This window comes from Amycolatopsis sp. NPDC043885 (genome assembly GCF_056435685.1).
In genome coordinates this window covers 526085-539493 of sequence record NZ_JBWKEA010000002.1, presented here as the reverse complement: position 1 = coordinate 539493, position 13409 = coordinate 526085, and the positions used below count along the sequence as shown (strand labels likewise).

The 13409-nt window shown below is 68.6% G+C and carries 12 protein-coding genes; 8 read left to right on the top strand and 4 right to left on the bottom strand.

Going from position 1 to position 13409, the window contains the following annotated elements; translation table 11 throughout:
* Nucleotides 1–335 precede the first annotated feature (335 nt).
* Entirely contained in the window at nt 336–1007 is a 672-nt protein-coding gene (locus tag AC069I_RS12400) for a peptidylprolyl isomerase (RefSeq protein ID WP_478265439.1), read from the top strand.
* 36 nt (nt 1008–1043) lie between these two features.
* On the opposite strand, the gene AC069I_RS12395 is transcribed toward AC069I_RS12400, so the two are convergent.
* Nucleotides 1044–1355, bottom strand: a complete 312-nt coding sequence (locus AC069I_RS12395; RefSeq protein ID WP_478225557.1) for a YrhB domain-containing protein — start codon at nt 1353–1355, stop codon at nt 1044–1046.
* Between the two features lie 263 nt (nt 1356–1618).
* Here AC069I_RS12395 and metH point away from each other — a divergent pair, with 263 nt between their 5' ends.
* A complete protein-coding gene (metH, locus tag AC069I_RS12390) occupies nt 1619–5227 on the top strand; it encodes a methionine synthase (protein WP_478265438.1) in 3609 nt (1202 codons plus the stop codon).
* Nucleotides 5228–5239: 12 nt separating this feature from the next.
* Entirely contained in the window at nt 5240–6676 is a 1437-nt protein-coding gene (gene pdxR, locus AC069I_RS12385) for a MocR-like pyridoxine biosynthesis transcription factor PdxR (protein ID WP_478225559.1), read from the top strand.
* A 54-nt stretch (nt 6677–6730) separates the two neighbouring features.
* Here the strand turns inward: pdxR and AC069I_RS12380 are convergent, their stop codons facing one another.
* Nucleotides 6731–7459 carry an alpha/beta fold hydrolase gene (locus AC069I_RS12380; protein WP_478265437.1) on the bottom strand — a complete coding sequence of 243 codons (729 nt, stop codon included), beginning with the start codon at nt 7457–7459 and terminating at the stop codon, nt 6731–6733.
* A 48-nt stretch (nt 7460–7507) separates the two neighbouring features.
* Here AC069I_RS12380 and AC069I_RS12375 point away from each other — a divergent pair, with 48 nt between their 5' ends.
* Complete coding sequence (locus AC069I_RS12375) at nt 7508–8758, top strand: cytochrome P450 (protein ID WP_478265436.1); 1251 nt, start codon at nt 7508–7510, stop codon at nt 8756–8758.
* Between the two features lie 51 nt (nt 8759–8809).
* On the opposite strand, the gene AC069I_RS12370 is transcribed toward AC069I_RS12375, so the two are convergent.
* On the bottom strand, nt 8810–10267 hold the full coding sequence (locus tag AC069I_RS12370) for an MFS transporter (RefSeq protein ID WP_478225562.1): 1458 nt from the start codon (nt 10265–10267) through the stop codon (nt 8810–8812).
* 86 nt (nt 10268–10353) lie between these two features.
* On the opposite strand from AC069I_RS12370, the gene AC069I_RS12365 reads away from it, so the two are divergent.
* On the top strand, nt 10354–10740 hold the full coding sequence (locus AC069I_RS12365; protein WP_478225563.1) for a MarR family winged helix-turn-helix transcriptional regulator: 387 nt from the start codon (nt 10354–10356) through the stop codon (nt 10738–10740).
* A 233-nt stretch (nt 10741–10973) separates the two neighbouring features.
* Here the strand turns inward: AC069I_RS12365 and AC069I_RS12360 are convergent, their stop codons facing one another.
* Nucleotides 10974–11651: an LLM class flavin-dependent oxidoreductase gene (locus AC069I_RS12360; protein WP_478265435.1), complete on the bottom strand. Its 678-nt coding sequence runs from the start codon at nt 11649–11651 to the stop codon at nt 10974–10976.
* A gap of 108 nt (nt 11652–11759) precedes the next feature.
* Here AC069I_RS12360 and AC069I_RS12355 point away from each other — a divergent pair, with 108 nt between their 5' ends.
* The 3 genes from AC069I_RS12355 to AC069I_RS12345 are packed head-to-tail and all read left to right on the top strand — an operon-like array spanning nt 11760 to nt 13373.
* The gene (locus AC069I_RS12355; protein WP_478265434.1) at nt 11760–12188 is read left to right on the top strand and encodes a hypothetical protein; all 429 of its coding nucleotides are present in this window, start codon (nt 11760–11762) and stop codon (nt 12186–12188) included.
* Complete coding sequence (locus tag AC069I_RS12350) at nt 12182–12403, top strand: helix-turn-helix transcriptional regulator (protein ID WP_478265433.1); 222 nt, start codon at nt 12182–12184, stop codon at nt 12401–12403. Before AC069I_RS12355 ends, AC069I_RS12350 begins: the two co-directional genes overlap by 7 nt.
* 7 nt (nt 12404–12410) lie before the next feature.
* Nucleotides 12411–13373 (top strand): NAD(P)-dependent alcohol dehydrogenase, encoded by a 963-nt coding sequence (locus AC069I_RS12345; protein ID WP_478265432.1) that lies wholly within the window; start codon nt 12411–12413, stop codon nt 13371–13373.
* The last annotated feature ends 36 nt before the right edge of the window (nt 13374–13409 follow it).

Below are 13409 nucleotides of genomic sequence, written 5' to 3'. Positions count from 1 at the left end.
GCGAAGCGGGTGGGGGGATTGTTGGGTGCGGGTGTTGGGGGGTGGTGGTTTTTTCCCCCCCCCAACCCCCCCCCCACGACCACCTGGACCGATGACTCACGGCCACCCTCACCTGCCCGATGGACATGGAAGCCCCTTACTCGCGCCTGGGGTGGTTGTGGCGATCACCGGGGTAGCGAAGGCCTCTTTTCACTACCTTCAGGGTAGGCAAGGAGGCCTTCACGGATCGGCCCCGCAGCCAGACCGCTACTCACGAGCGCGTGGACCGCGGCAGGTCCAGCGCGCCCGCGTGAAGCGCTACCCGACGACCACCCTTTTGGGTTAGGTTCCCCCTCATGAAGCTGCGCTGGGGTGTCACCGCTGTCGTTTCCGCTCTCGCCGCCGTGCTCCTGCCCGGTGTCGCCACCGCCGCGCCCGCGTCTTCGGTGCCGATCGTGCGCTGCGAGTTCACGCCGACGCCGGAGAACCCCGCGGCCCGCCCGGTGCTGCGCCCGCTCCCCTTCGCGTTCACCCGCGGCACCGTCGACGTCACCTTCCGCTTCAACTACGGCCCGGTGACCGTCCGGCTGAACCGCGCCGGCGCCGCTCCGTGCGCCGTCCACAACCTGGCGAGCCTGGCGCTGCAGCGGTTCTACGACCACAGCCAGTGCTGGCGCCTGACGAACTCGTCGCGCCTCGGCGTCCTGCAGTGCGGCGACATCTACGAAGCCGAGAAGGGCGGGCCGGGCTACAAATTCCCGGACGAGGTCGACGGCACCGAGACCTACGAACGCGGCACCATCGCCATGGGCAACCAGGGTCCCGGCACCAACGGCAGCGAGTTCTTCATCGTGCACTCGTTCGCGAACATCCCGAAGAACTACTCGGTGATGGGCAAGGTCGTGCGGGGTATGGAGGTGCTGGACCGGATCGTGGCGAACGGCATCGTCCCGACCGATCCGAACGGCCCGCAGGACGGGTTGCCCGCGAAACCGGTGAAGATCCAGAAGGCGACCGTCGGTTTCTGAGAGCGGCAAGCCTCGGACACGATCTTCTCGTCCGAGCTAGAGGAGAAGATGCTGCGCGCCGCTCATCGACGGTGCGCGGATGGAGATATTCGCACCCCATCGATGAGCGGTTTCACGAGTCAGTACGGTCAACGACGACATCATCTCCCCGCGCTCCAAGAACGCCCGGCTGTTATAGCCGAATGCCCAGCCCTCATCCTCCTCGACGCACCTGGCGATGACGATTTCCGTCGCATGTTCGGGCCGAATCCTCTCATCGAGAAAACGTTGAGCAGCCTCGAACGCGTCTTGCAACACCACGTTACTTCGCCCTAATAAAGTGGAAAGTTCGTTGTCGGTACCGACCATCGACCGCGCGCCATGCGGCGACGTAGCGCGCGACCAGCTCAAGGCCGCAGGGACGCGAGCGCTGGACATGACCCCGTCTCACAGTGCGGGAAGCCGAACCCGCGTTGGCCAGCGGGTGAGCAATTCGGGCGAAGTGCCCTTGTCTTGATCCGGTAGTCTTGGCCACCAAGGTCGAGAGGCGCTGCAACGGACCGCCGGGTCCGCCACGCTCGGCCCCGGACTTCACCGCAAGGGCGCCTCCCACGACATGGGAGGAGCGCTGGATGAAAACGACCGCCCTGCGAAAGCTGCTGGATGAGCGCATCGTCGTGCTTGACGGGGCGTGGGGGTCGATGCTCCAGAACGCCGGCCTCAAGCCGGAGGACTACCGCACCGAGCGGTTCCAGGACCACCCCCGTGACATCACCGGCGACCCCGACCTGCTGAACATCACCAGGCCGGACGTCGTGCGCGACATCCACCGCCAGTATCTGGACGCCGGCGCGGACATCACGACCACGAACACGTTCACCGCCACCACGATCGGCCAGGCGGACTACGGGCTCGAGCACCTCGCGTACGAGATGAATCTCCGCGGCGCCCAGATCGCCCGCGAGGCGGCGGACGCGGCGGGCGGGAAGTTCGTCGCCGGGTCGGTCGGGCCGCTGAACGTCACCTTGTCGCTGTCGCCCAAGGTCGAGGATCCGGCGTTCCGGGCGGTCACCTTCGACGAGGTGTACGCCGCGTACGCCGACCAGATCAAGGCGCTCGCCGAGGGCGGCGTGGACCTGCTCCTCATCGAGACGATCTTCGACACGCTCAACTGCAAGGCCGCGATCGCCGCCGCGCGCGACGTCGCACCGCATCTACCGCTGTGGATCTCGGTGACGATCGTCGACCTCAGCGGCCGGACGCTGTCCGGGCAGACGGTCGAGGCGTTCTGGAGCTCCATCGAGCATGCGGATCCGCTGCTCGTCGGCGTCAACTGTTCGCTGGGCGCCGAGGAAATGCGCCCGCACATCGCCGAACTGTCCCGCCTCGCGGGCACGTACACCGCCTGCCACCCCAACGCCGGCCTGCCGAACGCGTTCGGCGGGTACGACCAGACGCCCGACGAGACCGGCGGCCTGCTCGGCGACTTCGCCACGGCCGGGATGGTCAACGTCGTCGGCGGCTGCTGCGGCACGACCCCCGCGCATATCAAGGAGATCGCCGACGCCGTCCGCGGGATGGCGCCGCGGAACGTCCCGGCCCCGAAGCCGCACACCCGGTTCAGCGGGCTCGAGCCGTTCGAGATCGGCAAGGACACCGGGTTCGTCATGATCGGCGAGCGGACCAACGTCACCGGATCCGCCAAGTTCCGCAAGCTGATCGAGGCCGACGACCACCAGGCCGCCGTCGACGTCGCGCTGGAGCAGGTCCGTGGCGGGGCGAACCTGCTGGACGTCAACATGGACGCCGACCTGCTCGACAGCGAAAAGGCGATGACCACGTTCCTGAACCTCATCGCCACCGAACCCGAGGTCGCCCGGCTGCCGATCATGATCGACAGCTCGCGCTGGACAGTGCTCGAGGCCGGGCTGAAATGCGTGCAGGGCAAGGGAGTCGTCAACTCCATCAGCCTCAAGGAGGGCGAGGAGCAGTTCCTCCAGCAGGCCCGGCGCATCCGCGACTACGGCGCGGGCGTGGTCGTGATGGCCTTCGACGAACAGGGCCAGGCCGACACCGCCGACCGGAAGGTCGAAATCTGCGCCCGCGCCTACGACCTGCTCACCCAGCAAGCCGGTTTCGTCGCCGAGGACATCATCTTCGACCCGAACGTGCTCGCGGTCGCGACCGGTATCTCCGAGCACAACGGGTACGCCAAGGCGTTCATCGACGCGCTGCCGCGGATCAAGGAACGCTGCCCCGGCGTGCATATCAGCGGCGGTATCTCGAACCTTTCCTTTTCCTTCCGCGGCAACAACGTCGTGCGTGAGGCGATGCACTCGGCCTTCCTGCTGCACGCGGTGCGCGCCGGGCTGGACATGGGCATCGTCAACGCCGGACAGCTCGCGGTCTACGAAGACATCCCCAAGGATCTGCTGGAGCTGGTCGAGGACGTGCTCTTCGACCGCCGCGAGGACGCCACCGACAGGCTGGTCTCGTTCGCGGAAACGGTCAACGGCAAGGGGACCCGGCGCACGGTCGACCTCTCCTGGCGCGAGAACACGGTCGAGGCACGGCTGAGCCACGCGCTGGTGCACGGCATCGTCGACTACATCGAAGAGGACACCGAGGAAGCGCGCCAGAAGCTGCCGAGGCCGCTGGAGGTCATCGAAGGCCCCCTCATGGACGGCATGAAGATCGTCGGCGACCTGTTCGGCTCGGGCAAGATGTTCCTGCCGCAGGTGGTCAAGAGCGCGCGCGTGATGAAGCGGTCGGTGGCCTACCTCGAACCGTTCATGGAGGCCGAGAAGGAGAAGGCGCGCCTCGAAGGCCGGATCGAGACCCGCCAGGGCAACGGGAAGGTCGTCCTGGCGACGGTCAAGGGCGACGTGCACGACATCGGCAAGAACATCGTCGGCGTCGTCCTGGGCTGCAACAATTACGAGGTGATCGACCTCGGCGTGATGGTCCCGGCCTCGGTCATCCTGGACACCGCCGTCTCCGAGGGCGCCGACGCCATCGGGCTTTCCGGCCTGATCACGCCGTCGCTCGACGAGATGGTCAACGTCGCCGCCGAAATGGAGCGGCGCGGCCTGAAGCTGCCGCTGCTGATCGGCGGTGCGACCACGTCGCGCCAGCACACCGCGGTCCGCATCGCGCCCGCGTACGAGCACACGACCGTGCACGTCCTCGACGCCTCCCGCGTCGTCGGCGTCGTCGGCGACCTGCTCGACGCCGACCGCGCCGAGATCCTCGACAAGAAGAACCGCGAGGATCAGGAAGAGCTGCGCGTGCAGCACGCGAACAAGCAGCGGACGCCGTTGCTGACGGTCGAGCAGGCGCGGGCCAACCCGGAGAAGGTCTCCTTCGACGACATCCCGACGCCCGCGTTCACCGGCGTCCGGTACGTCTCGCCGTCCCTCACCGAGCTGCGCGAGATGATCGACTGGACCTTTTTGTTCCTGGCCTGGGAGCTGAAGGGCAAGTACCCGGCGATCCTGGAGAACCCGGTGGCGCGGGAACTGTTCGACGACGCGAACACCCTGATGGACCAGATCATCGCCGAAGAGCGGTTCCAGGCCAAGGGCGCGTACGCGTTCTGGCCGGCGCACTCCGAGGGTGACGACATCATCCTGGAGTCGGGCGTCAAGTTCCCGATGCTGCGCCAGCAGACCAAGAAGCCGCTGTCGCGCCCCAACCGCTGCCTGGCGGACTACATCGCCCCGGCCGGCGCGGGCGATCACCTCGGCGGTTTCGCGGTCACCATCCTCGGCGCCGAGGACTTCGCGGCCGAGTTCGAGGCGAAGCAGGACGACTACCGCGCCATCATGGTGAAGGCGCTCGCGGACCGGCTCGCCGAGGCGTTCGCCGAGCACCTCCACCTCCAGGCGCGGCGGGACTGGTTCGAGCCCGACGCCGATCCGAAGCTGGAGGACCTGCACGCCGAAAGGTTCCGCGGCATCCGCCCGGCGCTGGGCTACCCGGCGAGCCCGGATCACAGCGAGAAGCGGGAGCTGTTCGAACTGCTCGATTCCGACCGGCTCGGGATGGGGTTGACCGAGTCGTTCGCGATGACGCCGGCGGCGAGCGTCAGCGGGCTGATCTTCGCCCACCCCGATTCGCGGTACTTCACCGTCGGACGGCTGGGCAAGGACCAGATCGAGGACTACGCCGCCCGTCGCGGCCTCGAACTGTCCACTGTGGAGCAGTGGCTGCGTCCGAACCTCGCCTACGAGCCCGAATGACACAATGATCAGGTGACCGCCGAAGGCTCGGACTTCCTGCAGCTGGACATCGGGGACGCCCCGCCGGGACGCCGGTCGGACTGGCTGGCGTCGCGGTTGCGGCACGCCATCTCCGACGGCCGCCTGCCGGTCGGCAGCAGGCTGCCCGCGACCAGGGCACTGGCCGCGGACCTGCGGGTCTCCCGCGGTGTGGTCACCGAGGCCTACCAGCGGCTGGTCGAGGATGGTCATGTCGCCGGACGCGGCCGCGCGGGCACGGTGGTCGTCGCGGCGCCGGCGCGGACGAAGGAGCAGACGGCGCCCGGTCCCCCGTCCGCGGGCACGATCTTCCGGCCCGCGCCCGGGATCGGTGTCTTCGACTCACTGCGGTCGACCCCGGCGAGGATCGACCTGTCCCCCGGCGTGCCGGATCTGACGGCGTTCCCGCGAACGGCCTGGCTCCGCGCCGAACGCGCCGTGCTCAACAATCTTTCGGCGGCGGACTTCGGCTACGGCGACCCGCGGGGCGCGCCCGCGTTGCGGCTCGCGATCGCGCACTGGATCGCCCGCACCCGGGGGATCACCGCCGACGCCGACGACGTGCTGATCGTCGCCGGTGTCGCGCAGGGCCTCGGCCTGCTGGCCCAGGTGCTGTGCGACACCGGGATCTCCGAGATCGCGGTCGAGGATCCGAGCTCGCTGGGCGCCCGGCAGCATCTGCACGACCGGCGGCTGGCGACGCCGCCGATCCGCGTCGACGAAGACGGGATCGACGTCGAGGAGCTCGTGCGCAGCGGCGCGCCCGCCGTACTGCTCACGCCGGCGCACCAGTTCCCGACCGGGGTCGTGCTCGGCGGGGAACGCCGTCGCGAGCTCATGCGCTGGGCCGCGGACGGCGGGCTGATCATCGAGGACGACTACGACGCCGAGCACCGCTACGACCGTCCGCCGGTCCCCGCGCTGCGCTCGATGCTCGCCGAGCAGGTCTGTTACGCGGGCAGTGTGTCGAAGTGGCTCGCCCCCGCGCTCCGGGTGGGCTGGATGCTGGTTCCGCCGCGGTACCGGGACGAGGTGGTCGCGGCCAAGCGGTTCGCCGACCTGGGCAACGCCGTCCTCCCGCAGCTGGTACTCGCGCATCTGATGGAGTCCGGCGAGATGGAGCGGCAGCTGCGGTTCGTGCGCAAGCGGCACCGCCGCCGCCGGGACGCGATGATCGACGCGCTCCGGACGCATCTCCCGGACGCCGTGGTGCACGGCGCCGCCGCCGGGCTGCACCTGACGATCACCTTCGACGCGGAGTTCTCCGATCTCGACTTCGCCGCCGCCGCGCTGGATCAGGGGGTGAAGGTGCAGCCGCTGTCGTGGCACTGTCAGCGGCCGATGAATCCGGGGCTGGTCCTCGGTTATGGGGCCAGCCCGGCGAGCGACATCGCCGAGGGCATCGCCGTCCTGGGCAGGCTCAGGCGCTAGCCACCATCGCATTTCGTCCTCTGAATGCGGTGGTTCGATGGCGAACTACCGCATTCAGAGGACGAACTGCCGGGGGAAGGGCAGGAGCGCGGACGGGTCTTCGACGTGGGCGTTGTGGCCCAGTCCGGGGAACTCGACGGTGAAAGAGCTGAGCGCGCGAAGCTGCTCGGGACGGCTCATGGGGTCGTGCTCCCCTGCCGCGAGGACGACCGGGCAGCGTGCCGCGCCGAGCAGTCCACGCATGTCCGGAGCCCCGACGGCGAACGCCCGGGGGTCCAGCGCCAGCCGCCAGCCACCTTCGGTTTCGGCCACGCCGTCGGGATCCGCGTCGGCGATACCGACCAGGCCGGCGATCTTGAGGAAGCCGCGTTCGGCGTCTTCCCGCGCCGGGAACACTCGCGGCGGTTTCGCCGCCATCGCGGCCGCCCGCGCGAGGTCCTCCTCGCTCCATTCGACCTTGACGCCGACCGCGAGCAGCCCGGCGACCTTCACCCCGAACCAACCGGAGGCCAGCGCGAGCCCGACCACACCACCCAGCGAATGGCCGACCACCAGTACCGGACCGCGTTCCGGGAGCGCGTCGGCGACCGCCGCGGCCAGGCCGCCGAACGAGTAGTGCGGCAACCGGGGCGATCCTCCGTGACCAGGCAGATCCGGTGCCAGCCAGCGATATCCCGGCTGCGCCATGAGGCCGTCCCAGACCGCTCCTGTCGCGCCGAGGCCGTGCAGCAAGAGCACGGCGGGGCCTTCGGTTCCGGCGGTGCGCATCTTCAGCGTGTCCACCGGACGGATCTTTCCGCAGTCCCCCGTCCGCGGGCTAGGGTCGGAGGCGTGATCACCGATCCGGACGTATACACCCGGGGCGTGCCGTACGAGCACCTCGCGTCGCTGCGCCGGGGGTCACCGGTCGTGCGCGTCGACGATTTCTGGGCCGTGCTGCGGCATTCGGACGTCAAACACGTGCTCAGGAACCCGAAGCTGTTCTCGTCGCGGCTGGGCGGGACGCAGATCCGGGATCCGGCGACCGAGCAGGACCTCGGGTACGTCCGCCGGATGATGCTCAACATGGATCCGCCCGAGCACGCCCGGCTGCGGGGCCTGCTCACCAAGGCGTTCACGCCGCGCGCGGTCGGCAGGCTGACCGAACGGATCCAGGGCTGGGCGAGGGATCTGATCGCCGGAGTCCGCGCGGACGGTGGGTGCGACTTCGCCGCGGTCGCCGCCGATCTCCCGCTGCTGACGCTCGCCGAGGTCTTCGGGATCCCCGAGCAGGACCGGCGACTGATGTACGACTGGAGCAATCGCGTGATCGGCTATCAGGACGCCGACTACGCGGTGAGCGCGACCGTCGAGGCGGACGAGGTCACCGATCTCGCGCGGGCGGCGCTGGCCGTCCGGCCGGTTCCGGGGCCGGACGGGTCGATGCCCGATCCGCGCACCCGCGCGGGGATGCCGGATCTCTACGCGTACGCCAACGAGCTCGGCGAGTACAAACGCCGGCATCCCGGCGAAGACGTGATGAGCAACCTGATGAGTCACGTCGAAGACGGCGGCCGGGTGTCCATCGCCGAGTTCGAGAACCTGTTCTGGCTGTTTTCCGTGGCGGGCAACGAAACGTTGCGCAACGGCATCCCCGGCGGCATGCAGGCGCTGCTGTCGCATCCGGACCAGTACCGGCGGCTGCTCGCCGACCGTTCCCTGCTTCCCGGTGCGGTGGAAGAGATGCTGCGCTGGTGGACGCCGGTCATGCACTTCCGCCGGACCGCGACCGAGGACGTCGTCCTGTCCGATGTGGACATCCGGGCGGGTGACAAGGTGGTCGTCTGGTTCTCCGCCGCGAACCGCGACGAGACCGTTTTCGAGGACCCGGACCGCTTTGACATCGGCCGCACCCCCAACGATCACCTGACCTTCGGGCACGGCCCGCATTTCTGCCTCGGCGCCCAGCTCGCCAGGGTGCAGCTGCGCGCGATGTTCGGAGCGGTCCTGGACCTGCTCGGCGAGGTCGAACCCGCCGGGGAACCGGTGAGGTTGCGGTCGAACTTCCAGAACGGGCTGAAATCGCTGCCGATCCGCTGGTAGCGACGGGCCCCTTCCCGCCCCCGAGCGCGGGAAGGGGCCATCACCCCCTGGTCATTCGGCCGCGGCGAACTCCGGTTCGGCGACGGTGGAGCGGACTTCGGCCTTGCGCAGGCCGACGACTCCGGACAGCGCCACCAGGACACTGATCACGGCGATGCCGGTGACGACGGTGAGCGCGGGCGCCAGCCCGTTCAGCAATGCGGCAGGACCGGTGGCACCACCGGAGTTACCGGTCAGGACCGCGGTCACCACGGCGAGGCCGATCGCGCCGCCGACCTGGATCGACGTGTTCAGCAGCCCGCCGGCGAGCCCCTGCTCGTCGTCGGAGATGCCGTTGGTCGCCTGGATGTTCAGCGAGGAGAACGCCAGCATGAAGCCGATACCCAGCAGGATCATGCTCGGCAGCACCGAACCGGCGTAGCTGGAACTCTCGTCGATCCGCAGGAACAGCGCGTACCCGATGACGTGGGCGACGACACCGGCGAGGATCGTGCGCGGGGTGCCGAGCCGGTCGATCAGCGGCTCGATCCTGGGCGAACCGAAGGCCACGATCAGCGCGGCGGGCAGGAAACCGAGCGCGGTCTGCAGCGCGGACCAGCCCAGCACGGTCTGCAGGTACAGCATGACGACGAACTGGAAACCGATGTAGGCGCCGAAGAACGTCGCACCGCCGAGGTTGGCGCGGGCCAGCGGGCCGGAGCGCAGGATGCCGAGGCGGAGCAGCGGGTGCTTGCTGCGCTTCTCGATGAACACGAAGGTGACGAGCAGGGCGAGCGCGAGGGCGAACGAGATCAGCGTCCGCGGCGCGGCCCAGCCGATCTCCGGTGCCTCGACCACGGCGAAGACCAGCAGAAGCGAACCGGCGGCACCGGTGATCGCGCCCGGGAAGTCATAGCCGCCACCGGTCTGCGGCCGGTAGGACGGGATCAGCTTGATCGCGGCGACCAGCGCGGCGAGCGCGATCGGCACCGGCAGCAGGAACGTCCAGCGCCAGCCCACCTGGGTGAGCAGACCGGAGAAGACGAGGCCCGCGGAGTAACCGCTGGCACCGAAGACGGCGAAGATGCTGATCGCCCGGTTGCGGGCGGGGCCTTCGTGGAAGGTCGTGGTGATGATGGACAACGCGGCCGGTGCGGTGAACGCGGCGGCGAGTCCCTTGATGAAGCGGGTGGCGATCAGCAGCGCGCCGTCGTCGACGAGGCCGCCGAGCAGGGAAGCGAGCGCGAAGACCGCGACGGCGACGAGGAAGACCCGGCGCCTGCCGAGCAGGTCGGCGGTGCGCCCGCCGAGGAGCAGCAGGCCGCCGTAGCCGAGCACGTAGGCGCTGATGATCCATTGCAGGGCACCGGTGGAGAGACCGAGTTCGGCCTGGATGGACGGGAGGGCGACGGCGACCATCGACACGTCGAGCGCGTCGAGGCCCACGACGACGGACACAGTGAGCAGGACACCCCAGAGGCGCGCGTCCCACCTTGTCGAGCTGGTGGACAGCTGCACGGAAGAACTCATGACCCGTACAGTACATGCACGCGCATCTAATGCAAGTGCATTTAATGACTTTGCATAAAATTCATGTGCATGCTATCTTGGGCCGCGTGAGCGACGTCGCCGAACAAGACCTGCTGCGGGAGTGGCACGAACTGTCCGCCCGGCACGCGGCGGTCTTCGGACGGCTCGAGTGCCGCCTCCAGGAGCGCCACGGCCTCGGCGTCACCGAGTTCGAAGCTCTCGAACGACTGGTGACCTGCGTCGTCGGCAAATGCCGCGCGGCCGACCTGACCGAGGTCGTCCACCTGAGCCAGAGCGCCACCTCACGACTAGTCGCCCGCCTCGAACGTGAAGGACTCGTCCAGCGCGCGCTCTGCGAGTCGGACCGGCGCGGGATCTTCGTCGTCGTGACCGACGAGGGCCGCCGTCGCTACGAAGAGGCGAAGCCGACGCACCGGGCGACCCTCGAAGAGACCCTCACCGTCGACGCCTGAATCTCGGCAGCCGGGTCAGTTCCGGGCGAGCTCCTCGCGGATCGCCGGGACGACCTCGTTCCCCCAACGGCCGAGCGCGCTGTCAGTCGTGGTCGCGTCTTCGACCGGGAAGTAGATGAACCCCGCGGCGCCGTGGTCGCGTACCGCCGGAACCAGTTCCTCGACCCACCGCTCCGGCGAACCACCGACCCATCGTCCCTCGTCGTCACGCGGCGACGGCAGGGGCTTTTCCGTTATGCGGCCCGGAAATTATAGATGGTGGCGATCTCGCCAGGGTCGCGGCCCGCGTCGGCGGCGGCCTGGTCGATCACCGGACGGGATTCGGCGAACCGCGGGCTGAGCCAGTGCGCGGCATGCCCGGGGATCCAGCCATCGGCGAGTTTTCCGGTCACCGCCAGGGATTTGGGCCCGACAGCGCCCGTCCAGACCGGGGGCGCGGGCGCGGCCGCCGGCACCAACCCGTCGACGGAGTAGAACTCCCCCTCGAACGTCAACGGCGCCCCGCCGCCGGAAAGCGCCTTGATCAGGGTGATCGCCTCGCCCATCGCCCGGACCGCTTCGGCGGGCGTCCGATGCTCGACACCGAGTTTGGCGATCTCCCGCCAGAGGCCGCCCGCACCGATGCCGAGCGTGACCCGGCCGCCGGAGAGCGCCGAAAGCGAGGTGATCGTCCTCGCCAGCATCGGCGCGGGACGGCTCGGCAGGTTGGTCACGTTGACCGCGGCCGTGACCTGCGACGTCCGGCCGAGGATCACGCCCAGTGCCGCGTACGCGTCGAGCCGGTCGGCGAAGTACGGGTGATCGGACAGGCTGACCAGGTCGAGTCCCGCGCGGTCGGCCTGTTCGGCGTGCCGCAGGAGGTCCTCCAACTCGCCGACGCCGGTTTCGAGCCCGAATCCGGACAGTGTCATCACCACTCCTTAAGTTCGTACTACGCACTATTTGCATCACGAACTAGCTGCCCGCGTCGAAGTAAAGAATGTTTGACATGATGTCTAGAACTCTTTACCTTTGGTCTCGTGGCTATGGAAGAGAAACGCGCGTGGATCATGGTGGTGGTCACGATCTTCGGCTACGCCGCGTACCTGATCGTCGTCCTCCGCCGGGCGGGCTCCGGCCCGCTCGTCGATGTCCCTTACGTGGCGGCACTGGTGTGGACGATCGGCGCGGCCATCGCGGCTTCGATCGTGCTGCACATCGCCGCGGCGATCGCCTCACCGCGCGACGCGGGCCGCAAGGACCAGCGCGACCGCGAGATCGGCCGGTTCGGCGAGCACATCGGACAGTCGTTCGTCGTGATCGGTGGTGTCGCGGCACTCGTCATGGCGATGGCGGAGCTGGACCACTTCTGGATCGCCAACACCGTGTACCTCGCCTTCGTCCTGTCCTCCGTGCTCGGCTCGATGGCGAAGATCGCCGCCTACCGCCGGGGATTCCAGGCATGGTGAAACCGACCAAGGTCACGAACTCCATCCGTGCCCTGCGGTTCGCGAAGGGTGAGATGACCCAAGCGGGACTCGCGGACCGGATCGGCGCCACCCGCCAGACGGTGATCGCCATCGAACAGGGCCGCTACTCGCCGTCCTTGGAGATGGCCTTCCGGATCGCCAGGGTGTTCGGCGTCGGGCTCGACGACGTTTTCCAGTACCCAGACCAGGAATGAGGCCGCCGTGAAGGCGATCGCCCAGAACGAGTACGGCAACACTGACGTCCTGACACTGACCGACCTGCCCGAACCCGAAGCCGGACCGGGAGGCGTGGTCGTGCGGATCCGGGCGGCGGCGGTCGATCCCGGAGTCTGGCACCTCATGGAGGGCACGCCGTACTTGGTGCGCTTGATGGGTTTCGGCGTACGGAGACCGAAGGCCCGCGTCCGCGGGCTGGACTTCGCCGGCGTAGTGCACGCCGTCGGCGACGGGGTGACCCGATTCCGGCCGGGCGACGAGGTTTTCGGCACCTGCCAAGGGTCCTTCGCCGAGTACGCACTGACCACGGTGGACAAGATCACCCGGAAGCCCGAACGACTCAGTTGTGAAGAAGCCGCGGCGGTCCCCATCTCCGCTTTCACCGCGCTCCAAGCCCTTCGGGACAAAGGCCGGGTCGCGCCCCGGCAGAAGGTCCTGGTCATCGGTGCCGGCGGTGGCGTGGGCACCTTCGCGGTGCAGATCGCCAAGGCGTTCGGTGCCGAGGTGGACGGCGTGTGCGGAACGGGCAAGGTCGACCTCGTCCGCTCACTCGGCGCGAACCGCGTTTTCGACTACACACGCGAGAACTTCGGCGGCGGCTACGACCTCATCCTCGACACCGCGGGCAACCGGCCGCTGTCCTCGCTGCGGAAGGCCCTTACCCCGCAAGGCACTCTCGTCCTCGTCGGCGGCGAGAGCGAGGGGAAGTGGATCGGCGCGGTAGGACGCAATGTGCAGGCGCTGCTCCTCGGGCCGTTCGTGAAGCAGAAGCTCCGTGGCCTGTTCTCCACGGAGGACCACGACGATCTCCAGACACTGCGGGCGCTCATCGAAGCGGAGAAACTGGCGCCGGTCATCGATCGGGCCTACTCGCTGGCCGAGGTGCCCGAAGCCATCCGGTACGTCCGCGAAGGACACGCACGCGGCAAGGTCGTCATCACCGTCTGATGTTCTCCCCCACGTCGGACTCCGGCCATCTTGGCA

Excerpts from the sequence above, each read along its gene's own strand:
- AC069I_RS12400 (WP_478265439.1), top strand. The coding sequence starts at position 336 with ATGAAGCTGCGCTGGGGTGTCACCGCTGTCGTTTCCGCTCTCGCCGCC.
- AC069I_RS12395 (WP_478225557.1), bottom strand. The coding sequence starts at position 1,355 with ATGGTCGGTACCGACAACGAACTTTCCACTTTATTAGGGCGAAGTAAC.
- metH (WP_478265438.1), top strand. The coding sequence starts at position 1,619 with ATGAAAACGACCGCCCTGCGAAAGCTGCTGGATGAGCGCATCGTCGTG.
- AC069I_RS12370 (WP_478225562.1), bottom strand. The coding sequence starts at position 10,267 with ATGAGTTCTTCCGTGCAGCTGTCCACCAGCTCGACAAGGTGGGACGCG.
- AC069I_RS12360 (WP_478265435.1), bottom strand. The coding sequence starts at position 11,651 with ATGACACTGTCCGGATTCGGGCTCGAAACCGGCGTCGGCGAGTTGGAG.
- AC069I_RS12350 (WP_478265433.1), top strand. The coding sequence starts at position 12,182 with ATGGTGAAACCGACCAAGGTCACGAACTCCATCCGTGCCCTGCGGTTC.